The sequence below is a fragment of the Kineococcus gypseus genome (assembly GCF_050871305.1).
GTDB classification, from domain to species: domain Bacteria; phylum Actinomycetota; class Actinomycetes; order Actinomycetales; family Kineococcaceae; genus Kineococcus; species Kineococcus gypseus.
The window spans coordinates 1-26,208 of record NZ_JBJLRD010000014.1 but is presented as its reverse complement, the minus strand read 5'-3'; the positions used below and the strand labels follow the sequence as shown (position 1 = coordinate 26,208).

Here is a 26,208-nt window from a genome sequence, read left to right as displayed (position 1 = left end):
GGTTCCCTCCGGTCCTTCTGCAGCGGGTTCTGGCGGGTCCTGTCGGGTTCGGGCGGGTCCTGGTGGTTCGGGTGGTTCGGGTGGTTCAGCCGTAGAGCGCGGTGAAGTTCTCGCGCAGGAGCATCCTGCTCAGCTCGCCGTCGCCGGCGGCCGCGCGCAGGCGGGCCAGCTCGCCCGCGTGGTCGCCCCACGGCTCGTCGCTGGCGAACAGGACCCGGTCGGCGCCGACGCCGCGGCGCTCGATCTCGGCGACCAGCCAGCGCGGCGCGAAGCCGACCGCCCAGCTGGTGTCGGTGTAGACCTTCTTGCCGGCCTCGACCCAGTCGAAGAACCGGCCGCCGATCAGCTTCAGGTGCCCGCTCACCCCGCCGCCGAGGTGCACCAGGTGGATGCGCACGTCGTCGCCGTGGCGCTCGACCAGCTCGCCGACGCGGTCCACGTCCGAGGCGCCGCCGGGGGAGGTGTGCACGTGCACCACGAGGCCGTGCTCGCGGGCGGTGGCGAAGATGCGCTCGAGCTGCGGCTGCGAGGTGGGGTCGTCCACGCCGCCGCCGAGCAGGAAGCTCGTCTTCAGCGCCACCACGCCGCGCTCGCCGGCCAGCGACAGCGCGCGCTCGGTCAGCTCGGCGTCCTGCGCGCGCGGGGAGGTCCACAGGCCGCAGACGAACCGGTCGTCCGCGGCGGCGGCCTCGAGCACGAGGTCGTTCAGGGCGAAGGAGGCCCCGGCCACCGGGACGCCGTAGTTCGGCAGCAGCAGCGCCCGCTCGGTGCCCTCGCGGTCGAGGTCGGCGACGAGGTCGGCGAGCTGGTCGCGCGCGGTGGTGTCGGGGCTGACCGGTGGGCCCCCGTAGAACGGGTACGCCGGCAGCCGGCCGAGGTGGCGGTGCGCGTCGTGGGTGGCGGTCCCGGTCACGGCAGAAGTCAAGGCGGCCGCTGTTTCACCGTGGTTACGGCCGGAACAACGCGTGTGACGGGAACCTCTCCCCGCCGGGTCTCAGCGGCCCGTCAGGTCCCTGGCCATCTCGATCTCCCGCCGCGAGGGGTCCAGCGGGTAGGGCGCCCAGCGCCCGGTGGGCCGGAAACCCCGCCGCGCGTAGAACGCCTGCGCGCGGTGGTTGTCCTCGTGCACCTCCAGGCGCAGCCGCGGGCCGTGCGCCAGCGCCCACGCCTCGACCGCGTCGAGCAGCGCGTCGGCCACCCCGGCCTCGCGGCCCCGGTGCGAGGGGGCGACGTACACGCCCCCCAGCAGCGGGCCGCTCGCGGCGTCGGGGACCCAGCCGCCCATGGTCCCCACCCAGCGCCCGTCGGCGTCCACCGCCACCAGCGAGGTGCTCGTGGCGGAGGTGCCGCGCCGGGCGCGCACCCGCCACTCCGCCTCGTCGTGCGCCAGCGCCGCCTCCAGCGTCTCCAGGTAGGCGTGCGGGGTGTCGCGCAGCATCTCCAGGCGCAGCGCGCGCACCTCGCGCCAGTCGTCCTCGGTCGTCGCCCGCACGCTCGCTGCCGCCACGCCGCGAGCCTAGCCAGGACCCCCGGGGCGGTGCGCTCCGCGGGAGGCGCCCTCCCGCGGGTGCTCCCGGGCCCCGAGGGGTCCGCGTGCCCCGTCCCCGGGACGGGGGCCCGGCCGCGGCCCGGCGCGCGGGCGCGCCCGGTCCCCCGTCCGGGGGGCGCGCCGCCTTGACCGGCCCCGCGCGCCAGCGGATGATCGAGGTCCCACTGCGCACCGCCGCCGGCGGACGGCCGGCGGCGCGGACCGAGGAGCAGCCGATGACGTCTGCTGACGTGACGAGGCCGTCGCCCGGCCGCGAGACGCCCGCGACCGCCGCGTGGCGGCCCTCGCGCGTGGTGACGGTCCCGCCGGCCGTGCCGCCCGTCACCACCGGGACCCTGGCCGACCTGGTGCTGGACTGGGAGCGCGAGGACCCCGGCGCCGTGTGCTTCAGCCGCCGCGACGCCACCGGCGCCTGGCGCACCGCGGGCGTGGCGGAGTTCGCCGCGCGGGCGCGGGAGGTGGCCGCCGGCCTGGTCGCGGCCGGGGTGCGCCCGGGCGACCGCGTGGGGCTGGTCTCGCGCACCCGCTACGAGTGGACGGTCGTCGACGCCGCCTGCTGGTTCGCCGGCGCCGTCAGCGTGCCGGTGTACGACACCTCCTCGCCCGAGCAGGTGGCCTGGGTGCTGTCCGACTCCGGTGCCGTGGTGTGCGTGGTGGAGACCGCCGCGCACGCGGCGGTCCTGGAGGACGTGCGCGCGCAGGTGCCCGCGCTGCGCCACTCCTGGGTGATCGACGACGGCGGCCTCGACGAGCTGGTCGCGGCCGGGCGGGGGGTGGGCGAGGACGCGCTGCGCGCCGCGCGCGCCGGTTCCGGGCCGGGCACCACCGCCACGATCGTCTACACCTCCGGCTCCACCGGCCGCCCCAAGGGCTGCGTGCTCACCCACGGCAACTTCGTGGACCTGGCCGCCAACGCGCACGCCGTCATGCCCGACATGCTCGACGAGCCCGGCGCCAGCACCCTGCTGTTCATCCCGCTGGCGCACGTGCTGGCGCGGTTCGTGGAGGTGCTGTGCCTCTCGGTGCGCATCCCCCTGGCCTTCGCCCCCGACAGCCGCGAGCTGGTGGCCGACCTGCAGTCGTTCCGCCCCTCGTTCGTGCTCGCCGTCCCGCGGGTGTTCCAGAAGGTGCACGCCGCCGCCGGTCACAAGGCCGCCAGCGGTGGCAGGGTGCGCGCGGCGCTGTTCGCGCGGGCCGAGGCGACCGCCGTGGCGTACTCGCGCGCGCTGGACGCCGGTGGCCCGGGAGCGCGCCTGCGCGCGCAGCACGCGGTGTTCGACCGCCTCGTGTACGGCAAGCTGCGCGCCACCCTGGGGGGGCGGCTGACCCGCGCGGTCTCCGGCGGCGCGTCGCTGGGCGAGCACCTGGGGCACTTCTTCCGCGGCGTCGGCCTGACCGTGTTCGAGGGGTGGGGCCTGACCGAGACGGCCGCGCCGGCGTGCGTGACGCGCCCGGGCGACCTGCGCATCGGCACGGTGGGTCTGCCGCTGCCGGGCACGGAGGTGGGCCTGGCCGAGGACGGGGAGGTCCTCGTGCGCGGCATCGGCGTCTTCCGCGAGTACCTGAACCGCCCCGAGGAGACCGCGGCGGCCTTCCGCGACGGCTGGTTCCGCACCGGCGACCTGGGCAGCCTGGACGAGGTCGGGAACCTCAGCATCACCGGGCGCGCCAAGGAGATCGTCGTCACCGCCGCCGGCAAGAACGTCGCCCCGGCGCCGCTGGAGGACCGCCTGCGCACCCACCCGCTGATCTCGCAGGCCGTCGTCGTCGGCGACGAGCGCCCCTACGTGGCGTGCCTGCTCACCCTCGACGAGCAGGCGCTGGCCGCGTGGGGACAGCTGCACGGGCGCCCCGGCCTGGACCTGGCCACCGCGGCGGGCGACGCGGCGGTGCAGGCGGAGCTGCAGCGCGCCGTGGACTCGGCCAACACCTCCGTCAGCCGCGCCGAGTCCATCCGCCGCTTCCGCGTGCTGGGCCAGGACCTCAGCCTCGAGAACGGCTGCCTGACGCCGAGCCTGAAGGTGCGCCGCAGCGAGGTGCTGCGCGTCTTCGCCGCCGACCTGGAGGCCCTCTACCGCTGAGGCCCCGCAGCGGCGCCGCACCCGCCCACCGCTCCGGTGGCCCGGGCGGTGGGCGGGTGCGGCGCCCGCGGGGCGGGGGAGGGTGCGGGCGCGCCGGCCCTCACGCCGCCGCGTGCTCGGCGAAGGAGACCCCGGCCAGCTCCTCCGAGACCCGCCAGACGCGCTCGGCCTCCGCCGCGTCGCGCAGGGGCCGGAAGAGGCCGTGCTCGACCGGGCCCCCGCCGAGGTGGCCCGGGCCACCCGGTCCGTACAGCGCGCCGCCGCGCGCCTGCGGCGAGGTCGCGGCCATCAGCGCCGGCAGCTGCGCGCTGTCGACGGTGCCCACCAGGATCCCCGCGCGGGACAGGCGGCGGATCACGGCGATCTGCGGGGTGTTGCGCTCCCTGCCCATCTCCGGGCGCGCCGCGAGCAGGCTGGTGGGGGCGACCCCGGGGTGCGAGAGGTTGCTGGTGATGCCCCAGCCGGCGGCGCGGCTGCGCCGGTCCAGCTCCAGGCCGAAGAGGCCGAAGGCGATCTTCGACTGGCTGTAGGCGCGCATGCCGTCGTAGGAGGACTCCCAGTTCAGGTCGCTCCAGTTCACCTGCCCGCTCCTGGCGGCCACGCTGGTCTGCGAGGTCACGCGCGCCCGGCCGGCGATGAGCAGCGGCAGCAGGTGCGCGACCAGCGCGACGTGCCCGAGGTGGTTGGTGCCGAACTGCAGCTCGATGCCGTCGACGGTGACCTGCCGCTGCGGCGGGTGCATGACGCCGGCGTTGTTGACCAGCAGGTGGACCGGACGGCCCTCGGCGCGCAGCCGCTCGCCCAGGGCGGCCACCGAGCGCAGCGAGGACAGGTCCAGGTCGTGCAGGGAGAACCGGGCGCCCGGGTGCTCGTCGCGGATGCGGGCGACGGCGGCTTCGCCCTTGGCGCGGTTGCGCACGGGCAGGACCACCTCGGCGCCGGCGGCGGCGAGCCGCCGGGCGATGCCGAAGCCGATCCCGTCGCTGCCGCCGGTGACGAGGGCGCGCCGGCCGGACAGGTCGGGCAGGGTCAGGTGGTGGGTGCGAGGCATGACTGCTCCTGTGCTCGTGGGTTTCGGGGTTTCGGGGTTTCGGCGGTTTCAGGCGTGGGCGGGGAGCGGGGTGGTGGGTGAGCCGGTGGTGGACCTGCGGACCACCCGGCGGGCGACGACCACGGTGAGGGCGAAGTGGGTGGCGAACAGGACGGGCACGCCGACCTGCAGGCCGGCGAGTACCGCGAGCTGGCCCTCGAGGTAGGACACCACCCGCACGAGCAGGTTCGCGCTCGCCAGGGCCAGGACGATCAGCGTGCTGGCGGTGTACGCGCGGCGCAGGTCGCGGTGCTCGCGCCAGGCGCGCGGACCGCCGACGAGCGGGTTGACCACGACGCCCATCAGCGGCCGCCGCGCGAGCAGCGAGACCGCGTAGGCGACGATGAAGGCCACCGGCAGGAGCGTGGTGGGCAGGAAGAAGGCGCGCGCCTCGCCGGCGAGGACCGCGACGCCCGCGCAGAGCGCCGCGACCAGCACCCCGGCGACCGCGGCCCCCGGCGGCTCGCGGCGGGCCAGGCGCACCGCGCACCCGAGCACCGCGGCCAGGGCCAGGGCGACGAGGGCCGCGCCCAGCCCGGCGGCGGCGTCGGCGGCCACGAAGGCGACGGTGGGGGCCGCGGCCACGAGCAGGCCGACCGGTCCGCCCAGGCGCTCGAGCGCGCGGTGCGCCACGGCGCGACCGGCCGAGCGCTCCACCGGCTCGGGCAGGTCCAGCACCCGGCGCACCCTCGCGCTGACGCCGGGGTCCGTCCGGCCGGGACGGGCCTGCCGGGGGTCGTGGAGGGCGGCGGTCGGTGCGTGGCTCACGGGTTCCTCCTCGATCGGGGCGTGCCACCAGCCTCGACCGCGGTGCCGGGCTCAACCAGGGCCCGCGGATCCGCCCCTGGGCGCGAACCCCCTCGACCGGCGACCCGCGCCGCTCCGGCGGGCGCCGGTTCAGCGCGTGCCGGTGACGAGGGCGCGCACCTCGGCGAGCGCCTCGCGCTGCAGGTGCACGAGGTCGCGCTCCTCGCCCTCGGCGATCCACGCCCCGAAGGCCGTGACGAACACCGAGACGGCGAGGTCGGCGGCCAGCCGCGCGGGCAGCGCGGCGGTGCCGCGCTCGCCCAGGGCGGCGGTCAGGGCGTCGGCGAGGTGGGTGAGCTTGAGCAGTTCGCGCTCGCGCAGGCCGGCGTGCGCGTCGATGATGCGCTGGCGGGCGCGGGCGTCGTGCCGGGTGCGCCCGGCCTCGAACGCCGCGCAGGCCGCCTCCAGCACGGCGGCGACCACGTCGAGCACCGGGGTGCCGGCGGGTGCGGCGGCGGCGGCGCGCAGGAACGGCTCCTGGAACTCGTCGCCGGTGAAGAGCACCTCGCGCTTGTCGGCGTAGTGCCGGAAGAAGGTGCGCTCGGTCACCCCGGCCCGCTCGGTGATCTGCGCGACGCTCGTGGCGTCGAACCCCTGCTCGCCGAACAGGTCCAGCGCCGCCCGGCGCAGGCGATCCGGTGCGCCCGGCTGCCAGCGTCCCATGCGGCGATCGTAACTGATGACAGCGGCTGACATCGCTGCTACCGTCGTTGATGACAGCCACTGACATCAGAAGGGGGTACCACCGTGCGCGTCTTCGTCACCGGGGCGTCCGGCTTCATCGGCACGGCCGTCGTCCGCGAGCTGCTCTCCGCCGGCCACGAGGTGGTGGGCCTGGCCCGCACCGACGCCTCGGCCTCCGCCGTCGAGGCGGACGGCGCCCGCGCCCTGCGCGGCGACCTCGACGACCTGCCGTCCCTGCGCCGCGGCGCCGAGGCGGCCGACGGCGTCGTCCACCTGGCCAACAAGCACGACTGGACGAACCCGGCGGAGTCGAACCGCGCCGAGCGCACCGCCGTCCAGGCGTTCCTGGAGGTGCTGGAGGGGTCCGGGCGCCCCTTCGTGCTGGCCGCGGGCCTGGCCCTGCCGGGTCTGGGGCGAGCCTCCACCGAGCACGACCGCAGCGACGCCCACGGGCCGGACGCACCGCGCGGGGGCGCGGAGAACCTGGCGCTGGCCCACGCCGAGCGGGGCGTGCGCGTGGTCAGCGCCCGGTTCGCGCCCACCGTGCACGGCGAGGGCGACCACGGCTTCGTCGCCCTGCTCGCCGAGCACTCCCGCCGCACCGGGGCCGTGCCGGTCCCCGGCGAGGGGGCGAACCGCTGGCCGGCGGTGCACCGCTCCGACGCCGCCGTGCTGGTGCGCCTGGCGCTGGAGGGCGCCCCGGCCGGTTCGGTCGTGCACGCCGCGGCCGAGGAGGGCGTGCCCGTGCGCGAGATCGCGGCCGCGCTCGCGCAGCGCCTGCACCTGCCGGTGAGCTCCGTGGCGCCCGAGCAGCTCGCGCGGGACCTGCCCTTCGTGGGGGCGTTCCTGTCCGCAGACGTCCCCGCCTCCAGCGCGCTGACGCGCGAGCTGCTCGGCTGGCGGCCGGTCGGGCCGACGCTGCTGGAGGACGTGGCGGCCGGGCACTACGACCGCTGAACCCCGCGCCGGGGGCGACCGCGGCCGCGCTCAGACGGGGAACCGCACGCCCGTGAGGTCCTCGGAGACGGCCCACAGCCGCTGCTGGAGCGCGAGGTCGTACGACTGCGCGCTGGAGGTGACGAGCCGCGGGTGCCCGCGGGTCTCGCCGCGCCCGTCGGGACCGTAGTACTGCCCGCCCAGCACGGCCGGGTCGGTCGCGGCCCGCAGCGTCGGCAGGGCGCCCATCGCCGCCGGCTGGCTCAGCAGCGGGGACAGCCAGTCCGAGACCGCCCGCAGCGCAGCCGGGGAGTTGCGCACCAGCTCGGTGTTCGACACCCCGGGGTGGGCGGCCACCGCCGCCGTCGTGCCGCGGCGGGCGAGCCGGCGCTGCAGCTCGTAGGTGAACAGCAGGTTGGCGAGCTTGGACTGCCCGTACGCGCCGACGCGCGAGTACGAGCGCTCCCAGTTCAGGTCGTCGAAGCGGATCCCCGCGCGGATGCGGTGCCCGACGCTGCTGACCGTCACCACGCGGGAGCCCTCCGCCGGCAGCATCGACTCCAGCAGCAGCCCGGTGAGGGCGAAGTGGCCGAGGTGGTTCGTGCCGAACTGCAGCTCGAAACCGTCGCGGGTGACCTGCTTCGGGGTGTACATCACCCCGGCGTTGTTGACGAGCAGGTCGATGCGCGGGTGCGCCTGGCGCAGCTCGGCCGCGGCCGTGCGGACCGACTCCAGCGAGCTCAGGTCCAGCTGCTGGACGCTGACGTCGCCGCCGGTGTCCCGCGCCGCCCGCTCGCCCTTGGCGACGTCGCGCACCGCCAGCACCACCGTGGCGCCGCGCTCGGCGAGGACCCGCGCGGTCTCGATGCCCAGGCCGGTGTTCGCGCCGGTCACCACGGCCACCCGGCCGCGCTGGTCCGGGACGTCGCGGGCCGTCCAGTTCGTGCTCATGCCGTCCTCCTCGCTTCCCCGATCCCTAGAGACCGGTGGTCTTTTGTGATCGGAACGCTAGGAGACCACCGGTCTGCTGTCAAGAGACCGGCGGTCTGCACAGTGCTAGGGTCTGCGCCGTGACGTTCCAGCGCGCCCGCAGCCAGGAGCAGCGCGAGGCCCGGCGCCGGGCGGTCCTCGACACCGCGGCCGCCATGCTCGAGCAGATGCCGGTGGCCGACCTCAGCCTCAACGAGCTCAGCCGCCGCGTCGGCCTGGCCAAGTCGAACGTGCTGCGCTACTTCGACTCGCGCGAGGACGTGCTCCTGCAGCTGATGGACGCGGAGCTGCGGGAGTGGCTCGAGCAGCTGGGCGACGACCTCGCCGCGGGGGTCGAGCCCGGGCTGCCGCTGGTGCCGCGCTCCGCTCAGCTCTCCGCGGTGCTGGCCCGGTCCCTGGCCGGCCACCCGGTGCTGTGCGACCTGCTGGGTGCGCAGGGCGGCGTCCTGGAGCGCAACGTCACCGCCGAGGTCGTCGCGCGCCACAAGCGCGCGGCCCTGGACCGGCTCGCCGCCGGGGCCGACCTCCTGCGCCGGTACGTGCCCGAGCTGGGTGCCTCGGCCGAGGGGTTCTGCTTCCACGCGATGGTCCTGGCCGGCGCCCTGGCCCCCTACAGCTCCCCACCGCCGGGCGTGCGCGCCGCCTACGAGGCCGAACCGGCGCTCGCCGTCCTGCACCTCGACCTCGACGACTCCCTGCAGCTGGCGCTGCGGACCCTGCTCCTGGGGGCCGTCCCGCGCGGCTGACGCCGCCCGCCCGCGCGCGGGGCGCACCGCTACCCTCGATCCCGCCCCCGCGACCGCGGGCGACCCGCCGCAGGAGCAGGGAGCGAGGCGTGCACGGCGATCCGAGGCCCGGCGAGAGCGGGGCCCTGCAGCGGTACTACGACGACTTCGCGGACCACTACGTGCCGGGGTGGCGCACCCTGGAGCACTACGGCCCCCTGGTGGCGGACTTCCTGCTGCGCACCGTGACACCGCAGTGCCGGGTGCTCGACGTCGGGTGCGGGCCGGGTCAGCTGACCCGCGACCTGGCGCCGGACGTGGCGGTGACGGGCATCGACCTCTCCCCGCGCATGCTCGCGGCCGCCCGCGCTGGCCGGCCCGGCGGCCGCTACGAGCTGCACGACTTCCACGAGGCGCTGCCGCGCGCGTGGGAGCGCTTCGACGTCGTCGTGGCCGTGGGGTGCCTGGAGTTCTGCCGCGACCTCGACGCCACGCTGCGCAACCTCGCCGACGCGTGCGCGCCGGGCGCGTGGCTGCTCGTCGGGGTCGTCGAGGACCGCTCCTCCGGCGTGCGCGGCCGTTCGCGCCGCGCGTTCTCCCAGGACGGGCTGCCGGGCGTGGACATGAACTCCTACGACGCCACCGCGCAGCTGGCCGCGGTCACGGCCGCGGGGCTCTCCCCGACCTCGTACCGGTTCGTGCCCGCCTGGCGGCACGAGGAGTACTCCTACGTCGTGCGGTACGGGTTGTGGGAACTCCGCAAGGACGCGCCGCACCGCTGACGCACCGGTGACGCCCGCCGCGGGCCCTCACGCCAGCGCCTGCGCCCCCAGGACGGAGAGCAGCTGCAGCTTCTCGTGGCTCTCGGTGCCCGGCACCGCGGTGTAGACCAGCAGCCGGTGCGACTGCTCCGGGTCCAGCAGCGTCTGGCAGTGCAGGTCCAGCGCGCCGACCTGCGGGTGCACGAACCGCTTGACCTCGTGCGGGCGCAGGCCCACCTCGTGCACCTCCCACAGGCGCCGCAGCTCCTCGCTGCGCGCCAGGACCAGCTCGGCCAGGCGCGCCGCGCGCGAACCCGGCCCGCGCCGGGTGACGACCTCGCGCAGGCCCGAGGCGTACAGGCGCGAGAGGAACGCGTGGTCCCGCGGGTCGTACATCTCCCTCGTCGCCGGGTCGGTGAACCACCGGTACCCCAGGCTGCGCGCCGGGCCGGTGCGCAGGGTGGCGTCGCCGGTGAGCGCGACGCCCATCGGGGACTGGCGCAGCGTCTCGCCCAGCTCGGTGACGATCTCGGCGGGGGTGTCGTCCAGGCGGTCCAGCACGCGCAGCATGCCGGGGCTGACGTGCTCGCTGAGCTCCCCGCGCGCCGGCGGGTGGTGCCCGGCCAGGCGGAAGAGGTGGTCGCGCTCGTCCAGGCCCAGGTGCAGCCCCTGCGCGATGGAGGCGACCATCTGCTCGGAGGGGTGCGGGCCGCGCTCGCGCTCCAGGCGGGTGTAGTAGTCGGTGGACATGTGGCACAGGGCCGCGACCTCCTCGCGGCGCAGCCCCGCGGTGCGCCGGCGCTGCCCGCGCGGCAGCCCCACGTCCTCCGGCTGCAGCGCCTCGCGCCGCCGGCGCAGGAAGTCCGCGAGCCCCGCTCGATCGATCGCCGCCACTGCGCCCCTCCCGCTCCGCCGCTCCCGCAGCGCCGATCCCGCAGCGCGTCGAACCCGCTCGCCCGACCGCCGTGCCGATCCTGGCACCGGCGGTCCCGCTCAACCACGGCCCGGCGATCCCCCCCTGGTGGGAGGCCGCGCTCCTCGCCCGGGGACGCCGCCCAGCCGGGGATCGCCGGGCCGTGGACGTCCCCGCGCGGCGGGAGCACCCTCGGTGGCACGCGCCGGCTCGTCCGCCGGTGCGGAGATCCCCGAGCGGCCCCGACCACCCGGTCCAGGCGCCCGGCCCCCGCAGGACCGACACCCAGGAGGCCACCGTGCCGCGCACCCGTCCCCAGACCGCCGTCCCCGACCTGACCGGCAGGCGCACCGTCGTCACCGGGGCCAGCGACGGCGTCGGCCTGGCCCTGGCCACCCGGCTCGCCGCCGCCGGCGCCGAACTGGTCCTGCCCGTGCGCAACCCGCGCAAGGGCGGGGCCGCCGTCGCCGCGATCCTGCAGCGCGTCCCGCGCGCGGAGGTCTCCCTGCGCGAGCTGGACCTCTCCTCGCTGGCGTCGGTCGAAGCCCTCGGGGCGACGCTGCGCGAGGAGGGCCGCCCGATCCACGTGCTCGTCGGCAACGCGGGCGTGATGACGCCGCCGCAGCGGGGCTCCACCGCCGACGGTTTCGAGCTGCAGTTCGGCACCAACCACCTGGGCCACTTCGCCCTGGTGGCTCACCTGCTGCCGCTGCTGCGCCTCGGGCGCGCCCGGGTGACCTCCCAGATCAGCGTCGCCGCCCGCTCCGGGCGCATCAACTGGGACGACCCGAACTGGCGGCGCTCCTACGACGGCCAGCGCGCCTACAGCCAGTCGAAGATCGCGTTCGGGCTCTTCGGCCTGGAGCTCGACCGGCGTTCCCGCGCCGGCGGTTGGGGCATCACCAGCAACCTCTCGCACCCCGGGATCGCCCCCACGAACCTGCTCGCCGCGCGTCCCGAGGTCGGGCGCGAGCGGGAGACCGGGGGGAGGCGGCTGATCGGCCTGATGTCCAGGGTGGGCCTGGCCGGCACCGTCGAGACCGCGCTGCTGCCCGCCCTGCTCGCAGCGACCTCGCCCAGCGCCCTCGGTGGCCGCCTGTACGGGCCCGACGGCCCGGGTCACGTCAGCGGCGGTCCGGCGGAGCAGCGGCTGTACCGGCCGCTGCGCAGCACGGAGGACGCCGGGCGCGTCTGGAGCCTCTCCGAGGACCTCACCGGCACCTCCTTCCCCGCGGCCGGGTCCCCGGTGCTGCGCTCAGGGACCGAAGGCTGAGCGGGCGGGTGAGCAGCTCCAGCACGGGGGCGGTGGCGCAGCGAGGAGGGCCGGCGGACGGACGTCGGCCTACGGTTCGACCCCGGACAGCTGCTGCAGCTTGGCGTGGCTCGGGCTGCCGGGGACGGCGGTGAAGACCACGAGGGAGTGCCCCTGCACCGGGTCGGTCGTGTACTGGCAGTCCAGCTCCAGCAGGCCCAGTCCCGGGTGCCTGAAGCGGATCGACCCGCCGGGCGGGACGCACACCTCGTGCGCGGCCCAGGTGGCGCGGAACTCCGGGCTCTCCTGCTGCAGCAGGTCGACGAGGAACGCCGCCCGCGAGCCGCGACCGCGCAGCGCGACGATCCCGCGCAGTTGCGCGGCGAACATCCGCGACCACAACGGGTGGTCCTCGACCGCGAACCGCCGCCGGTCGGGCGGCTCGGTGAACCACCGGTAGATCGCGCTGCGCGCCGGGCCGTCGTGAACGGTGCAGTCGCCGGTGAGGGCGACGCCCAGCCGGTTCTGCCGCAGCGTCTCCGACAGCTCGGTGGTGATCTCGGCGGGGGAGTCCTCCCCGATCCGGTCGAAGATGCGCAGCATGCCGGGGCTTGCGTGCTCACCGACGGCGCCCCTCGGCGGCGCGTTGTGCCCGGCGACGCGGTACAGGTAGTCGCGTTCGTCGATCGACAGGTGCAGCCCCTGCGCGATCCCGGCCACCATCTGCGCGGACGGTTGCGGGCCGCGCCCGCGCTCCAGGCGCGTGAAGTAGTCGGTGGACATGTGGCACAGCAGCGCGGCCTCCTCCCGCCGCAGTCCGCTCGTCCTGCGGCGCAACCCCCGGGGGAGGCCGACATCCTCCGGTTGCAGCAGCTGCCGGCGCTGGCGCAGGAAGGCGGCCAGACCTGCCCGGTCGATCACCGCCCGCGCTCCGTCCTCGGTGCACCGCCCGGTGCCCGCGACGGCGGCGGCGCCGTCGACCCCTCACCGCGGCACGTGGACCGGCGGTGGCGTGCGGGCACGTCGCCGCCACCTGCGGGAGAAGGCCTGCGCGCACCGACCGCGCCGGTCCCGGGTCCGGAACCGGCGGGGGTGGGTGGGGAGCGCCTCGCGAGGGGGTGCGCGGCCGGTGTCGCGACAGGTCCGCCCGTCCCGCGCGCTTGGATCGCCACGCCGTCGCCTCCATCCGCCGGTCGGTGCGGTGACCGGAGCATGCTAAGCCACGTCCGGCGAGACCTCACCGAGCCGGAGCAGCAGCCGGGTCGGCACCGCTCCGGCGCAGTGGTGCCCGTCGTGCCCGTCGTGCCCGTCGTGCCCGTCGTCACGAGAGGCGATCCGTGCCACCGCTCGAAGCGGTTGACGGCCCGCGCCCCGGCCCGTGCGCGGGGCTCCCCGGGCCGGCGCGCCCCCGTGCGACCTCGCGCGTCCGTGAGCGGCTCCACGTGCTGCTCCGATCGAACCCGGCAGCTCCTCCCGCGAACCACGCGCACCGCCGACGGGTGGGCGTGAGCCGTCAAGGAACCGTCAAGGTCGCGGGAGCTGTGCCGTCAAGCTCGTCCTCCACGATCGACGGGTCGCACCTCCTCCTGCGGAAGGCTCCGTGGTCACCATGGCGAAGTTCTTGTACCGGCTGGGCAGCCTGGGCGCCCGGCGTCCCGGCACTCTCCTGATCGTGTGGTCCCTGCTCGTGGTGGGGGTGGTGGTGGCGGGGGTCCTGGGTGCCGGCACCTTCGCGTCCAGCTCCTCCATCCCCGGCTCGCCGGCGCAGGCGGCCCTGACCGCGATGGACGAGCACTTCCCCTCCTCCGGCCAGTCCGCGCAGATCGTGGTCCAGGCCCCGGCCGGGCGCACCCTGGGCGAGCCGGACCTGCGGGCCGCGCTGACCTCCGTGCTGGACGCGGCGGGCGCCGTGCCGGGGGTCAGCGGCGTCAGCGATCCGTCCACCAGCGGCACGCTGTCCGAGGACGGGCGCACCGCCGTCGCGCGAGTCACCTTCTCCACCCCCGAGGACGCCGTCGTCCCGGCGGCGACCCTGAGCGCGCTGGAGCGCGCCGCCTCGCTCGGTGAGGACGCCGGCGCGGAGGTCGTCGTCACCGGGGACGCCTTCTCCACCAGCGCCTCGCTGGCCGGGCCCAGCGAGCTGATCGGTGTGCTCACCGCCCTGGCCGTGCTGGCCGTCACCTTCGGCTCCCTGCTCGTGGCCGGCATGCCGCTGGTGATCGCCGTCGTGGGCGTCGTGGTCAGCTCGACCGCGCTCATCGGGCTGTCCTCGGTGTTCGACATCTCCGACAACGCCCTCACCTTGGCGGCGATGATCGGCCTGGCGGTCGGCATCGACTACGCCTTGTTCATCCTCTCGCGCCACCGCACCCAGCTGGCTGAGGGCATGGAGGTGCGCCGGTCCATCGCCACGGCCACCGCCACCGCCGGCAGCGCCGTCGTCTTCGCCGGCGCGACCGTGGTCATCGCCCTGTGCGGGCTGTCCGTGGCCGGTGTGCCGATCCTGACCTCGATGGGCCTGGCCGCGGCCGGCTCGGTCGCCGTGGCGGTGACCACAGCCCTGGGCCTGCTGCCGGCGCTGATGGGCCTGGCCGGTCGGCGCCTGGTGCCCAGGCCCGGCTCGCGCACCGCCCGCCGACTCACCGCTCCGGCGCGCACACCCCTGGGCACCCGCTGGATCAGCGCCGTCGTGCGCCGTCCGGTCCTGGCGGTGGTCGTTGTCGTGACCGGGCTGCTGGTGGCGGCGGCGCCCGCCCTGCAGATGGAGACCGCGGTGACCGACGCCGGCTCGGAGGCGGTCGGCACGTCCGAGCGCCGGGCGCACGACATGATCTCCGACGCCTTCGGCGCCGGCGCCAACGGGCCCCTGCTCGTCCTGGTCACCGCAGCGGACCCCGCCGCGGTCTCCCGCGCTGCCGAGCAGGCGGCCTCGTCCCTGGTCGGCGTGCGCGGTGTCGCCGCCACCAGCGGCATCGACGTCGCTGAGGACGGTCTGGCTGCCCGCATCCAGGTAGTCCCCACCACCGGTCCGCGTGACGCCGCCACCGCCGAGCTGGTCACCCGCCTGGACGCCGCGGTGGCACCCGCCGCCCGTTCCGGCAGCGCCGAGGTCGCCGTCACCGGCCAGACCGCCGTCGGCATCGACGTGGCCGGCAAGCTCAGCTCCGCTCTGCTGCCCTTCGCCCTGGTGGTGGTGGGTCTGTCCCTGCTGCTGCTGCTGGTGGCCTTCCGCTCCGTCGCGGTGCCGCTGAAGGCCACCGTCGGGTTCCTGCTGTCCCTGGGCGCCACCTCGGGCGCCATCGTCGCGGTGTTCCAGTTCGGGTGGCTGGCGCAGCTGCTGGGAGTCCCCAGCACCGGCCCGGTGGGCAGCTTCGTGCCGATCATCGTCATGGCGGTGCTGTTCGGGCTGGCGATGGACTACGAGGTCTTCCTCGTCTCCTCCATCCGCGAGGAGCACGCCAGGACCCGTGACGCGAAGGCCTCGATCGTCACCGGCACCCGCCACGCCGCCCGGGTCGTGACCGCCGCCGCCCTGATCATGATCGCGGTCTTCGCCGGCTTCCTGCCCTCGCGCGACCCCGACATCGTGCCCATCGCCTTCGGCCTGGGCGTCGGCGTCCTCATCGACGCCTTCGCCGTGCGGATGACGCTGGTGCCCGCGGTCCTGGCCCTGCTGGGTGAGCGGGCGTGGTCCCTGCCGCGCTGGCTGGAGCGCGTCGTGCCCACCGTGGACGTCGAAGGCGCTGAACTCGCCCGCACCCGGGCCGCGAACGGCGGTGTGGACACCGCTGCGGGCGACGTCCCCTCCCAGCCCGGCGAGCGAGCGGGTGCGGGCCGTGAGCGCACGCCCTCCTGAGCGGGGGCGCACGCCGGGTCGGGCCCTGCCCGACCCGGCTGCGCCGTCCAGCGGACCGGCGCCGCGGCCTCAGCGCGACCGCGTCCGCAACACCCCGCAGCACCTCGGAGGACGGAGGAGTTCGATGGGCTCGCAGGAAGATCCCAGGCTCGTGGACGGGAGCGGCGCCGAGCACGCCGCGCGAGGTGCGGGTGGCGAGGTGGTGCGTGAGCGGGTCCTGGTCGTCGACGACGACCCGGGCATCCGGGCGCTGCTGACGTCCGCGCTGGGTTTCGCCGGCTTCGAGGTCGCCGTCGCCGCTGACGTGGTCCAGGCCCTGCAGGAGCTGGAGGAGCAACCGCCGGACGTGATCGTGCTGGACGTCATGCTCCCCGGCAGTGACGGCTTCGACCTGCTGCAACTGCTGCGCTCCCGCTCGGTGCGCACCCCGGTGCTGTTCCTGACCGCCCGCGAGGCCGTGGAGGACCGGGTGCGGGGCCTGCAGCTGGGTGGGGACGACTACGTCACCAAGCCGTTCAGCGTCGTGGAGGTCGGCGCCCGACTGCACGCCCTGCTGCGTCGCTCGCGCGACAGCGCCTCCGCCCCCGCCGGTCTGCTGCGGTGCGCGGACCTGGAACTGGACGACGCCCGCCACGAGGTGCGCCGCGCCGGCCGGGACGTCGAGCTCTCGCCCACGGAGTTCCGCCTGCTGCGGTTCCTGCTGACGCACCAGGGGCAGGTGCTGTCCAAGTCCCAGATCCTGCAGGCCGTCTGGGAGTACGACTTCGGTGGGGGATCGGTCGTCGTGGAGCGGTTCGTCTCCAACCTGCGGCGCAAGGTCGATCACGACCACCCGCCGCTGATCCACACCGTGCGGGGCATCGGGTACAGCCTGCGCTCCGAGCCCGCGCGGTGAGCACGGCCGACGAGGTCCCGGCGATGCCGTGGTCGACCTCCAGCATCCGGGGGCGCCTGCTGGTGGGCCTGACGGCGCTGCTGGTGGTGGGCATGGGGGCCAGCACCCTGACCAGCGCGCTGCTGCTGGACGACTTCCTCGAGCGCCGCTACGAGAACACCTTGCACGACACCGCCGAACGCGTGCGCTCCGTGCTCGCCACCGGCCCGCAGACAGCCGATGCCGACCAGCTCGCCGCCTTGCTGGGACCACCGATGGGCATCGTGGTCGTCGGCGCCGGGGACACCGTGATCGAGAGCGCCGGTTCCGCGGAGGACGCGTCCTGGGCGCTGGTGCGGATGACGTCCTCGGCGCCGGCCGGCCACCTGGTCAGCGGTGACGACGGTGCGAGCGGTGACGACGGTGCGAACACCGAGGACCTGATCGCCGTGCGCATCCCCAGCCCCGGACTGCGCGTCACCGACGACCTCGGTGCGCGTGCCGGCGCCGCACCCGTGAGAGCCTCCGCGCTGGTCCTGGTCACCGACACCCGCCTGGACGACGACACGGTCGACGAGCTGGTCCTGCGCCAGGCCCTGCTGGTCGCAGCGGTGCTGGCCGTGCTGTGCGCTGTGGCGGTGGCCGTGCTGCGGGTGGGTCTGCGGCCGTTGCGCCGGATGGCCGGCGCCGCCAACGCCATCGCCGCCGGCTCGCTGGCCGAACGCCTGCCCCTGCAAGGCCGGCGCACCGAGATCGACGCCCTGGCCCGCGCGGTCAACCAGGCCTTCGACGCCCAGGCCCGCGCGGAGGCCCGCGCCCGCACCTTCGCCGCCGACGCCTCCCACGAGCTGCGCACCCCGCTGGCCACCATCTCCGGCTGGCTCGACCTGCACCACCAGGGGGCGCTGTCCGGAGGAGCGGTCGATGCGGCCATAGCGCACATCGACGTCGAGGTCGGACGCATGCGCCTGATCGTCGAGGAACTGGGTCTGCTGGCCAGGCTCGACGCCGGGCGCCCGCTGGAGCAACGGGACGTCGACCTCGCCGAGCTGGCCGCCGGCGTCGTCGAGGACGCCCGGGTCATCGACCCCGACCGCTCGATCACCTTGCACGCGCCCGAGGCCGTCCACGTCACCGGTGATGCGCCGCGCCTGCAGCAGGTGCTGCGCAACCTCGTGGGCAACGCCGTCCAGCACACCCCTGCCGGCACCTCGGTGCGCGTGAGCGTGCGAGCCCTCGGACCGCACGCCCGCGTCGGTGTCCACGACGACGGCCCGGGCATCGACCCCGAGCACCTGCCACGCGTCTTCGAGCGCTTCTGGCGCGCCGAGGCCAGCCGCAGCCGCGCCTACGGCGGCTCGGGCCTGGGCCTGGCCATCGTCGAGGCCATCGTCCACGCCCACGGCGGCACCGTCGCCGTCCACTCCACCACCACGGGCTGCGGCACCGGCACCCGCGTCGACATCGAGCTGCCGCTGCCGAGCACCACCGCTGCGCCGGCGAGCGCCTGAACCGCTCCGCTCGAGGAGGTCCCGGCGCGAGCCTCCGCAGGTCGACCAGCTCCCGCTCCGGGACGGGTGGTGGGGTGTGACCTCCGGCGGCCGGTGCCCCACCCGAGGGGTGCCGGCGCACCGGGCCGCTGCCTGTCGACCGGGGTGCAGTGCCCGTCCGGGGGCATCCAGGACCGGGCGATCCGGAGAACCTGCACGTCACCGTGGAGCCGGCTGTCACGTGTCAGCTCTCCCGGTGGCGGCGGGTGAGAGGACGTCCGCGAGCCCCATCCGGTGGAGGAGGCGCGTGCACTGGACCTCGGCCACCGCGGCGACCGGGGCGTCACCGAGGTCGGAGGAGTCCACCGAGGTGCGGTGGGGCCGGCGGCGGTGCGGGAGGTCGACGATCCGAGCGATCTCGCCGGCCACTGCCTGGACGTCCTGGACGACCCCGGGGGCGGAGAGCGACTCGGTCGCCTGCGCGTTGCGGGCGGTGGACCGCCCGTAGAGGTCCTCGTACTGCGCCGTGACGCGCTGGTCGCGAGCGGGGGTGGCGTCGGGGAAGTGGGCGGTGCCTCGCGTGGACGGGCCGGGCACCACGATCGAGGTCTCGATCCCGAAGCGGGCGACCTCGACGGAGATCGACTCGGCGAAGGAGTCCGTGGCGGCCCTGGCGGCCGTGCAGGGCGCCAGGAACGGCGGGACCACGACGCTGGTCCCGCTCCCCACCCGCAGCGGGAGACCCGAGCCCTGCTCGCGCACGATCGGCAGCGCGGCACGGTTGACGCGGAGAGCCCCGACGGTGTTGGTGTCCAAGGCGGACAGGACCTGCTCGGGCGTGAAGGCTCCAGTGGTGCCGTGGAGCAGGTGGGCCGCGTTGTGCACGACGACGTCGAGACGACCTGATGCCTCGACCACCTGCGCCACGGCGTCACGTGCGGACTACTCGCTGAGCACGTCGAGCTCGACGACCTCGAGGCGGTAGCCGTTCTCCCGCCCGAAGCCGCGCACGTCCGCCGCCTCGTGGCCGTTGCGGCCGTCCGGGTCACGCATGGAGGCGTAGACCTGGTGACCGCCGGCGGCCAGGGTGCGTGCGGCGAGCCGACCCGTGCCGGTGCCAGTGATCAGGATGGTGGACACGTTGGCTCCTCGAGGCTCGGGGGTTCCGGGGGTACGAGCCGGGCCGGTCACCACCGCGCCGGCCGGTGCCTACCCCGGTGCCGCTCCGGCTCGGTGCAGACCCGGACGTCACGACGGCACCGGAGCGTTCGGCTGGGTCCAGCCGGGGACGTCCTGCGGTGACCACGCGGGAGCCACCCCCGTCGAACGCCTGGACCGTCGTCATGCACGAGGGCTCAGCCCTCCCCGGCAGGAGCGGGAGCCGCCCTGCGCGGGTGCTGCCGACGGGGTCGCTGAGCACGTCCACGGGTCGATCACCCCTCGGGGACCCACGTGCTCGGGAACGGGGCCCACCCGCTCAGCGTGAACCCCCCGTCGGCGTGCGAGACCTCGAACGCGCCCGGGCCTCGCAGGTGAGCCGGTACGACCAGGCTGTTGGTGTCGGCCGCCTCCTGCAGGATGCGACGCCGGGACCGGCTGGCTCGGGCCGGGTCTTCACTCAGGCACGTGTCGTGGTCCGGGTGGATCACCTGCAGCGGGGTGTGGATGATGTCTCCGACGAAGACGGCTCGCTCGTCGCCCGACTCCAGGTGCAGGACGGCCGAACCGGGCGTGTGACCCGGTGCCAGCTCCAGCACGAGGTTGTCGTCGATGCGATGGCTGGAGCCTTCCCACAGCACCGCCTGACCGGCCCGGTGGACGGGGAAGACGCTGTCGTCGAACGTCACGCCGGTGTCGGTGGCGTTCTGGAAGGGCGACCGGGGGACGTGGCCGTTGGCGGGGTTCCAGTAGTCGAACTCGGTGCGGTTGATGAGGTACTGCGCGTCGGGGAAGGTGGGAACCCACTCGCCGTCGACCAGTCGGGTGTTCCACCCGACGTGGTCGTTGTGCAGGTGGGTGTTGATGACGAGGTCGACGTCCTGCGGGTCCACCCCCGCGGCGGCCAGCCGGTCGAGGAAGTCGCTCGTCCGTCGGTGGAAGACGGCTACCTCCCGCTGCTTGTCGTTGCCCAGCCCGGTGTCGACGAGAACCGTGCGGCCTGCGCTCTTGAGGACCCAGGTCTGGACGTTGGCCTGCCACGCGGACGACTCGGCGTCGAAGAACTCCGGAGCGAGCCACGACGAGTGCTGACGCCACAACTCGCTCGGCAGGGACGGGAACAGCTCGTCGGTCGTGGCGTAGCCACCGGTCCACTCGACGACGCGTGACAGTTCGACCTGCCCGAGGGTGAGGCTCTGCCTCTCGTCGGCGGAGGACGTGGCGTCGGGCCGGCCCGGGCCGCGGTCGCGGCCGGTGATCAGGTCGATCTTCTGCTCGGACATGGTGGTCGTCCTCCTGCGTCTCGTGGTCCAGTGGTGGTTCGCCATCTCTCGTGCAACACCTCCTCGACCGGCGGGCGTGCCTCGCCCGCCGGCGACTCAGTGGTCCAGCCCGCCCGCCACCAGCAGCGTCTGGCCGCTGACCCAGCCGGACAGCTCGCCGGCGAAGTACTCGGCCGCGTCGGCGACGTCAGCGGGGGTCGCCGGTCGCCCGCCCAGCGGGCGCGCGGAGTTCATCCGGTAGAACTCGTCCCCCTCGTCCAGGTCGGTGAACACCCCGGCGCCGGCGACGGCCGTGGGCAGGATGCTGTTGGCGGTGATGCCGCGCGGTCCCAGTTCGACGGCCAACACGCGCACGAGCTGGACGGCGCCAGCCTTGCTGGACGAGTACAGCCCCGAGCCCGGGTGAGCCCCGGCGACGGTGGTGGAGCCGATGTGGATGAGGCGACCGCCCTCGGAGAGGACCTTCGCCCCCTTCTGCAAGGTGAAGAAGGCGCCCTTGGCGTTGACCGCGTACGAGCGGTCGAAGTCGTCCTCGGTGGCTTCCAGGACCGGGTCCCCGACGATCTCGAGTCCGGCGTTCGAGACGACGATGTCGACGCGACCGAACGCCGCGACGGCTTCGGTGAACAGCGTGTCCAGCTCCTGCGGGGACGAGACGTCGGCGCGCACGGCGAGGGCACGGCCCCCGGCCTGCTGGATCTCGGCCACCGTCCGTCCGGCGCTGTCCTCGTCGCCGGAGTAGTTGACGACGACGACAGCGCCGAGGGATGCGAAGCGCTGTGCGATGGCTCTGCCGATGCCGCGCGCCGATCCTGTGACGACAGCGACCTTTCCGGTCAGGTCGGTCATGGTGGGTTCCTCTCTCGCGTCTCGTCGTGGAACCACGGTGGACCGCCCGCGCAGGATCAACCAGGACCCGTGAGTCAGAGGATCGAGGAACGGAGTCGCCGCGCTCCGGGAGTGCGGGACCGTCTCCGTCGCGGCGGGCGCTGGGTGGCAGTTCCAGACGTGTGGTGGGTGCTGTGCTCCGCCGTCGACCACCACCTCGGGGCCGGACCGCTCCGGTGGTTCCGCAGCCCGGGGAGGTGGCGAGCGTCGTCCGCACCCGCCCCGACGAGGACGGCTGTGGACGCGTGGTCCTGCAACGGCCACTCCGCCGAGACGGGGACTCGCAGGCCCTGGTTGACCCGGCGCCGGGGCGCCACCGTGGTCGTGCGAGACCACGGTGGAGAAGGGTCCACCAGCAGCGAGCCGACCGGCCAGATCGCTGCCAGCGGCGCCTCGGCCCGCGGCAGGGGTGCTGCCCGGCGGACCTGCGACCACCGCTGGATGACCACCACTACCGGATCACCACACGCAGGAGGACAACCACGATGCCTCAGCAGAAGATCGCCCTCATCACCGGCGGCAACCGCGGCCTGGGCCGCGCCGACGCCATCGCCCTGGCCGAGACCGGTGTCGACGTGGTCCTGACGTACCGCAGCGGCAAGGAGGAGGCCGAGCAGGTCGTCGCGCAGGTGCGGGCCAAGGGGCGCGAGGCGCTCAGCCTCGAGCTCGACACCACCCTCGTCGCCGGCTTCGCCGACTTCCGCGTCGTGCTGCGTGATGCGCTGAGCCGGCTGTGGGGCCGCCAGGACTTCGACATCCTGGTCAACAACGCGGGTTTCGCCCACGCCGCGCCCTTCGCCGAGACCACCGAGCAGCAGTTCGACGACATGGTCGACGTCCACTTCAAGGGTGTCTTCTTCCTGACGCAGGCGCTGCTGCCGCTGATCGCGGACGGTGGCAGCATCGTCAACCTCTCCACCGGCCTGACCCGCTTCGTGGCTGAAGGCAACGCCGCCTACGCGGCGGTGAAGGGAGCCGTCGAGGTGCTGACCAGGTACCAGGCCGAGGAGCTGGGCACGCGCGGGATCCGCGTCAACGCGGTCGCCCCCGGTCCCACCGCGACGGACTTCGGTGGTGGGTTCATGAAGACCGAGGAGTTCAAGACCGCCATCGCATCGCAGGTCGCGCTCGGGCGTGCCGGCGAACCGGACGACATCGGTGACGCGATCGCCTCCCTCGTGTCCGACGCCAACCGGTGGATGACCGCCCAGCGCATCGAGCTCTCCGGCGGCGCGCGACTGTGACCGCGACCCCGGGCGGGGTCCCGTGACCACCACCGGCACCGAGTGACCGGGACGGGCCGCAGGAGAACGCGCCCCGCACCGCCGGCGCCTGCCGCACCCGTCGCGCCGCGCGGTGCTGCAGGCGGCCGTCGTCGGCGCCGGCGCGGGTTCGGCGGGCTCCGGGGCGGTCCGGCTCACCGCGCCGGGCGCGGAACCGCCCGAGCACCGTGCTCGACGGCCCGGGACCCGACAGCCCCGAGGGCCGGTCCTTCCGCTACGTGCCGCTGCTGTGGCAGGACCCGGCCACCGGCGCCCTGCCCGCCCGACGGGTGCGGCGGCGGTCGGATCTGGTTCTCCCCGCCGTCGACGTACAGGTTGGCGCCGAGCATGAAGCTGCTGTCGTCGGAGGCCAGGAACGCCACCGCGGCGGCGACCTCGTCGGGGCGTCCGATCCGGCCCAGGGCGATGCGGGCGCCCTCGCTGGCCTTGAAGGCGGGGGCGTCCGCCGGCCCGACGAGTTCGGTGATGCCGGAGGTGTCGGTCGGTCCGGGGGAGACGGCGTTCACGCGGATGCCGCGGCCCTTCAGCTCGTCGGCCCAGGTGCGCGTGAACGTGCGCAGGGCCGCCTTGGAGGCGGCGTAGGCGCCGAAGCCCGCGGTGCCGTGGTCGGCCGCCGTCGACGCGTTGACGATGACCGAGGCGCCCTCGTTGAGCAGCGGGAGGGCCTTCTGCACCGTCAGGACGGTGCCCTTGACGTTGACGTCGAAGACCTGGTCGATGCCGTCACCGGTCATCGTCTCGATGGTCGCGAACGACGCGGTGCCCGCGTCGGCGAAGAGCACGTCCAGTCCCCGACCACGGGCCGCGACGGCGGCGTAGAGGCGATCGAGGTCCTCGGGGCGGGTGATGTCGCCCTGCACCGCGGTGGCGCCCGCCCCGGGTGCCCGCAGCCGTCGGCCCTTCAACGTCCGGCTGCGACCAGCCGCCGCGCCGCCTCGATCTCCACCGCCGCCACGCTCGTGTAGTCGCGGGCGATGCGCCAGCCGAGCCCACCGGTGCGCCGCCACACCTGGGAGTTCGTGCACCGGTTCGCCACGACCGTCCCGTCGGCGAGCTCCAGGACGGCGGTGAAGACCATGCGCGTGGCCGCGAGGTCCCCGGACACGAGCACCTCGGGTTCGACCTCGATCCCGTGCTCGGCCGAGCGCATCCGCTGGAAGCCCGGCCAGAACGCCTCGGCGTAGTCCCGGACCGTGCGGAACACCCGCCGCTGCGGGTCGAAGTCGTCGAACAGGATGACCGGTGCGTCGAAGTCGTAGTGCTCCGCGAAGACGTCCTCGAACGCGCCCAGCTGCTGGTCGGGGCGCTTGTCCCAGCGCAGGATCCAGTCGCGCTGCGAGCGAGCGACCGTGAGCTCGGCCGCGGTGTCCGGGTGCGCGGTGTCCGGGTGCGTGGTGTCCGGGTGCGTGGTGTCCGGGTGCGTGGTGCTCATGTCTTCCCCTGTTCGGCGGAGGTGTTCACCGCGACGTGGTGGGAGCGGGTGGTGCGGTCCTGCGGGCGTCTCGTGCCGATCCTCGCGGCTCGGGGTGGGGACGACCAGGGTCTGCCGATCCCCGGTCGGGCCCGACCCACCGGGTCCGGAGCTCCCGGGCCGGCGGTGGGCCTCCCTCGCAGCTCGCCCGCAGCCGCTGACGGCGTCGTCCCGCGGCCGGTCTACGGGGTGGCCGGTCTACAGCGCGACCCCGGACAGCTGCTGGAGCTTGGCGTGGCTCGGGCTGCCGGGGACGGCGGTGAAGACCACGAGGGAGTGCCCCTGCACCGGGTCGGTCGTGTACTGGTAGTCCAGCTCCAGCAGGCCCAGTTCCGGGTGCCCGAAGCGGGTGGACCCGCTGGGGGGCACGCGGACGTCGTGCACGGCCCAGGCCTCGCGGAACTCCGGGCTCTCCTGCTGCAGCAGGTCGACGAGCAACGCGGCCCGCGAGCCGCGACCGCGCAGCGCGACGAGTCCTCGCAGGTGGGCGGCGAACATCCGCGACCACGACGTGTGGTCGTCGACCGCGAACCGCCGCCGGTCGGCCGGCTCGGTGAACCACCGGTAGATCGCGCTGCGCGCCGGGCCCTCGTGGACCGCGCAGTCACCGTTGAGGGCGACGCCCAGCCGGTTCTGCCGCAGCGTCTCCACCAGTTCGGTGACGATCTCGGCGGGGGAGTCCTCCCCGATCCGGTCGAAGATGCGCAGCATGCCGGGGCTGATGTGCTCACCGACCGCGCTCCGCGGCGGCGCGTTGTGCCCGGCGACGCGGTACAGGTAGTCGCGTTCGTCCACCGCCAGGTGCAGCCCCTGCGCGATCGCCGCCACCATCTGCGCGGACGGTTGCGGGCCGCGCCCGCGCTCCAGGCGCGTGTAGTAGTCGTTGGACATGTGGCACAGCACCGCGGCCTCCTCCCGGCGCAGCCCGGCCGTCCTGCGGCGCTCTCCGCGGGGCAGGCCGACGTCCTCCGGTTGCAGCAGCTGCCGTCGGTGACGGAGGAAGGCGGCCAGACCTGCCCGGTCAACCACGTCCCGCGCTCCGCACTCGATCCACTACCAGGTCCTCGCCAGGACGACGCGCCCGCCCGCGGCGTGGGAGGACGTCGCCGTCGCCACCACCGGCAGATGCTCCGTGCTCACCGACCGGGTCGGTCCGGGGTCGACGAGGACGGGGCGGAGCACCTGGCGCGGGAGTGCGCGGCCGGTGCCGCAGGAGCTGCGCCCCGAGCGCACGATCCGGTCACCACGCCGTCGTCCCCTTCCGCCGGTCCCTCCAGCCGAGTGGCACATTTTAGGACCGCGGTGCCCCGCGAGGGAAGCAGCTGCGGCGGACGAGGGGGTGCGGCACAGCGGGAGCGGCCGGTGCGGCCGGGTCAGCGACCTCCGGGCGCGAGCGCGCGCAGGAGCGGTTCGAGGTCGGCCTCGCCGTCGGGGGTCTGAGCGCCGTTCCGCAGCGCCGCGCTCATGATCTGCTGGGCGGCGGGGACGGCCCGGTTGATCCACCCGTACGCCGCCGCGGTCTCGGCGTCGAGCAGCTCACCGGTCAGCACGATCTCCAGGGCCCGGTGACGCCCCACGCGCTCGAGCAGGTACCGGGTACCGCCACCGCTGGGCACGATGCCCATCAGCGACTCGACCTGATCGATCCCCGCGCTCTCCCGGGCGGCGAAGGCCAGGTCGGCCGCAGCGACGAACTCGGCTCCGCCGCCGCGGGCCTTGCCGGCGAGCTCGACGATGGTGACCCGGGGCTGGTGCCGGATCCGCTCGCCGAGCGCCTGGAACACGTTGGTGCCCTCCGGAGCGTCGGCCGCCAGCTCCCGGAGGACTTCCAGCTGCTCCGCCAGACGCAGGTCCACGTGGGCCAGGAAGAACCCCGGGTTCGCCGACGAGAACACGATCACCCGGGTGGAGGCGTCGACCCGCAGCCCGTCGAGGACGGTGGCGAGCTCGCGCACCACGACCGCGGAGATCACGTTGACGGGAGGGTCGTCGAGGACGATCTCGGCGACGCCGTCGGTCGTGGTGAGGCGCAACGTCGAGAAGGGCTCGGTGCTCGTGAGCGTTCTCCGTTCGTGGGCGGGGGGGGGGGGGGGGGGGGGGGGGGGGGGCCCCCCCAC

At 75.0% G+C, this 26,208-nt stretch carries 24 protein-coding genes and 1 pseudogene; 9 read left to right on the top strand and 16 right to left on the bottom strand.

The genetic code is table 11. The annotated features are described in order from the left end of the window. Window positions 1-85 precede the first annotated feature (85 nt). The gene (locus tag ACRYMN_RS07350) at window positions 86-913 is read right to left on the bottom strand and encodes an amidohydrolase family protein (RefSeq protein WP_432493527.1); all 828 of its coding nucleotides are present in this window, start codon (window positions 911-913) and stop codon (window positions 86-88) included. Window positions 914-994: 81 nt separating this feature from the next. Continuing rightward, entirely contained in the window at window positions 995-1,507 is a 513-nt protein-coding gene (locus ACRYMN_RS07345) for a GNAT family N-acetyltransferase (protein ID WP_432493525.1), read from the bottom strand. Between the two features lie 257 nt (window positions 1,508-1,764). Here ACRYMN_RS07345 and ACRYMN_RS07340 point away from each other — a divergent pair, with 257 nt between their 5' ends. Next, window positions 1,765-3,630, top strand: coding sequence for an AMP-dependent synthetase/ligase (locus tag ACRYMN_RS07340; RefSeq protein ID WP_432493523.1), 1,866 nt, complete (start codon window positions 1,765-1,767; stop codon window positions 3,628-3,630). A 100-nt stretch (window positions 3,631-3,730) separates the two neighbouring features. Here ACRYMN_RS07340 and ACRYMN_RS07335 read toward each other — a convergent pair whose 3' ends face one another. The 3 genes from ACRYMN_RS07335 to ACRYMN_RS07325 all read right to left on the bottom strand — a co-directional run bounded on the left by ACRYMN_RS07335 (window position 3,731) and on the right by ACRYMN_RS07325 (window position 6,190). Continuing rightward, window positions 3,731-4,681, bottom strand: coding sequence for an SDR family oxidoreductase (locus ACRYMN_RS07335; protein WP_432493521.1), 951 nt, complete (start codon window positions 4,679-4,681; stop codon window positions 3,731-3,733). A 48-nt stretch (window positions 4,682-4,729) separates the two neighbouring features. Beyond that, window positions 4,730-5,488 (bottom strand): DUF3159 domain-containing protein, encoded by a 759-nt coding sequence (locus ACRYMN_RS07330; protein WP_432493519.1) that lies wholly within the window; start codon window positions 5,486-5,488, stop codon window positions 4,730-4,732. A gap of 129 nt (window positions 5,489-5,617) precedes the next feature. Further along, window positions 5,618-6,190 carry a TetR family transcriptional regulator gene (locus tag ACRYMN_RS07325; RefSeq protein ID WP_432493517.1) on the bottom strand — a complete coding sequence of 191 codons (573 nt, stop codon included), beginning with the start codon at window positions 6,188-6,190 and terminating at the stop codon, window positions 5,618-5,620. A gap of 84 nt (window positions 6,191-6,274) precedes the next feature. Between ACRYMN_RS07325 and ACRYMN_RS07320 the strand changes: the two genes are divergently transcribed. Continuing rightward, window positions 6,275-7,168: an SDR family oxidoreductase gene (locus ACRYMN_RS07320; protein WP_432493515.1), complete on the top strand. Its 894-nt coding sequence runs from the start codon at window positions 6,275-6,277 to the stop codon at window positions 7,166-7,168. A 30-nt stretch (window positions 7,169-7,198) separates the two neighbouring features. Here the strand turns inward: ACRYMN_RS07320 and ACRYMN_RS07315 are convergent, their stop codons facing one another. Next, window positions 7,199-8,098: an SDR family NAD(P)-dependent oxidoreductase gene (locus ACRYMN_RS07315; protein WP_432493513.1), complete on the bottom strand. Its 900-nt coding sequence runs from the start codon at window positions 8,096-8,098 to the stop codon at window positions 7,199-7,201. 119 nt (window positions 8,099-8,217) lie between these two features. Between ACRYMN_RS07315 and ACRYMN_RS07310 the strand changes: the two genes are divergently transcribed. Further along, on the top strand, window positions 8,218-8,883 hold the full coding sequence (locus tag ACRYMN_RS07310) for a TetR/AcrR family transcriptional regulator (RefSeq protein WP_432493511.1): 666 nt from the start codon (window positions 8,218-8,220) through the stop codon (window positions 8,881-8,883). Between the two features lie 89 nt (window positions 8,884-8,972). Then, window positions 8,973-9,644, top strand: a complete 672-nt coding sequence (locus tag ACRYMN_RS07305; RefSeq protein WP_432493509.1) for a class I SAM-dependent methyltransferase — start codon at window positions 8,973-8,975, stop codon at window positions 9,642-9,644. Between the two features lie 27 nt (window positions 9,645-9,671). Here the strand turns inward: ACRYMN_RS07305 and ACRYMN_RS07300 are convergent, their stop codons facing one another. Next, a complete protein-coding gene (locus ACRYMN_RS07300; RefSeq protein ID WP_432493507.1) occupies window positions 9,672-10,517 on the bottom strand; it encodes a helix-turn-helix transcriptional regulator in 846 nt (281 codons plus the stop codon). 317 nt (window positions 10,518-10,834) lie between these two features. Between ACRYMN_RS07300 and ACRYMN_RS07295 the strand changes: the two genes are divergently transcribed. After that, the gene (locus ACRYMN_RS07295; RefSeq protein ID WP_432493505.1) at window positions 10,835-11,809 is read left to right on the top strand and encodes an SDR family oxidoreductase; all 975 of its coding nucleotides are present in this window, start codon (window positions 10,835-10,837) and stop codon (window positions 11,807-11,809) included. Window positions 11,810-11,878: 69 nt separating this feature from the next. Here ACRYMN_RS07295 and ACRYMN_RS07290 read toward each other — a convergent pair whose 3' ends face one another. Further along, window positions 11,879-12,709 (bottom strand): helix-turn-helix transcriptional regulator, encoded by an 831-nt coding sequence (locus ACRYMN_RS07290; RefSeq protein ID WP_432493503.1) that lies wholly within the window; start codon window positions 12,707-12,709, stop codon window positions 11,879-11,881. Between the two features lie 688 nt (window positions 12,710-13,397). Between ACRYMN_RS07290 and ACRYMN_RS07285 the strand changes: the two genes are divergently transcribed. The 3 genes from ACRYMN_RS07285 (at window position 13,398) to ACRYMN_RS07275 (ending at window position 18,029) form a co-directional block, all read left to right on the top strand. Beyond that, window positions 13,398-15,644 (top strand): MMPL family transporter, encoded by a 2,247-nt coding sequence (locus tag ACRYMN_RS07285; RefSeq protein WP_432493501.1) that lies wholly within the window; start codon window positions 13,398-13,400, stop codon window positions 15,642-15,644. 151 nt (window positions 15,645-15,795) lie between these two features. Beyond that, window positions 15,796-16,539 (top strand): response regulator transcription factor, encoded by a 744-nt coding sequence (locus ACRYMN_RS07280; protein ID WP_432493499.1) that lies wholly within the window; start codon window positions 15,796-15,798, stop codon window positions 16,537-16,539. Continuing rightward, entirely contained in the window at window positions 16,536-18,029 is a 1,494-nt protein-coding gene (locus ACRYMN_RS07275; RefSeq protein WP_432493497.1) for a sensor histidine kinase, read from the top strand. Before ACRYMN_RS07280 ends, ACRYMN_RS07275 begins: the two co-directional genes overlap by 4 nt. A 216-nt stretch (window positions 18,030-18,245) precedes the next feature. Here ACRYMN_RS07275 and ACRYMN_RS07270 read toward each other — a convergent pair whose 3' ends face one another. From ACRYMN_RS07270 to ACRYMN_RS07255, 4 genes are all read right to left on the bottom strand, one after another. Next, window positions 18,246-18,935 carry an SDR family NAD(P)-dependent oxidoreductase gene (locus tag ACRYMN_RS07270; RefSeq protein ID WP_432493495.1) on the bottom strand — a complete coding sequence of 230 codons (690 nt, stop codon included), beginning with the start codon at window positions 18,933-18,935 and terminating at the stop codon, window positions 18,246-18,248. Window positions 18,936-18,950: 15 nt separating this feature from the next. After that, window positions 18,951-19,148 carry a Rossmann-fold NAD(P)-binding domain-containing protein gene (locus tag ACRYMN_RS07265; protein ID WP_432493493.1) on the bottom strand — a complete coding sequence of 66 codons (198 nt, stop codon included), beginning with the start codon at window positions 19,146-19,148 and terminating at the stop codon, window positions 18,951-18,953. Window positions 19,149-19,441: 293 nt separating this feature from the next. Further along, window positions 19,442-20,449 (bottom strand): MBL fold metallo-hydrolase, encoded by a 1,008-nt coding sequence (locus tag ACRYMN_RS07260; RefSeq protein WP_432493491.1) that lies wholly within the window; start codon window positions 20,447-20,449, stop codon window positions 19,442-19,444. 96 nt (window positions 20,450-20,545) lie between these two features. Continuing rightward, a complete protein-coding gene (locus tag ACRYMN_RS07255; RefSeq protein WP_432493489.1) occupies window positions 20,546-21,298 on the bottom strand; it encodes an SDR family oxidoreductase in 753 nt (250 codons plus the stop codon). Window positions 21,299-21,822: 524 nt separating this feature from the next. On the opposite strand from ACRYMN_RS07255, the gene ACRYMN_RS07250 reads away from it, so the two are divergent. Beyond that, the gene (locus tag ACRYMN_RS07250; RefSeq protein ID WP_432493487.1) at window positions 21,823-22,581 is read left to right on the top strand and encodes an SDR family NAD(P)-dependent oxidoreductase; all 759 of its coding nucleotides are present in this window, start codon (window positions 21,823-21,825) and stop codon (window positions 22,579-22,581) included. Window positions 22,582-22,904: 323 nt separating this feature from the next. Here ACRYMN_RS07250 and ACRYMN_RS07245 read toward each other — a convergent pair. The 4 genes and pseudogenes from ACRYMN_RS07245 to ACRYMN_RS07230 all read right to left on the bottom strand — a co-directional run. Continuing rightward, window positions 22,905-23,603: pseudogene (locus ACRYMN_RS07245) on the bottom strand (SDR family NAD(P)-dependent oxidoreductase); the annotation flags it as partial. Continuing rightward, the gene (locus tag ACRYMN_RS07240) at window positions 23,522-24,052 is read right to left on the bottom strand and encodes a YybH family protein (RefSeq protein ID WP_432493485.1); all 531 of its coding nucleotides are present in this window, start codon (window positions 24,050-24,052) and stop codon (window positions 23,522-23,524) included. The pseudogene ACRYMN_RS07245 and the gene ACRYMN_RS07240, both read right to left, overlap by 82 nt. 237 nt (window positions 24,053-24,289) lie before the next feature. Next, window positions 24,290-25,120, bottom strand: a complete 831-nt coding sequence (locus ACRYMN_RS07235; protein ID WP_432493483.1) for a helix-turn-helix transcriptional regulator — start codon at window positions 25,118-25,120, stop codon at window positions 24,290-24,292. Window positions 25,121-25,464: 344 nt separating this feature from the next. Beyond that, window positions 25,465-26,124 carry an enoyl-CoA hydratase/isomerase family protein gene (locus ACRYMN_RS07230; protein WP_432493481.1) on the bottom strand — a complete coding sequence of 220 codons (660 nt, stop codon included), beginning with the start codon at window positions 26,122-26,124 and terminating at the stop codon, window positions 25,465-25,467. Window positions 26,125-26,208: the final 84 nt, after the last annotated feature.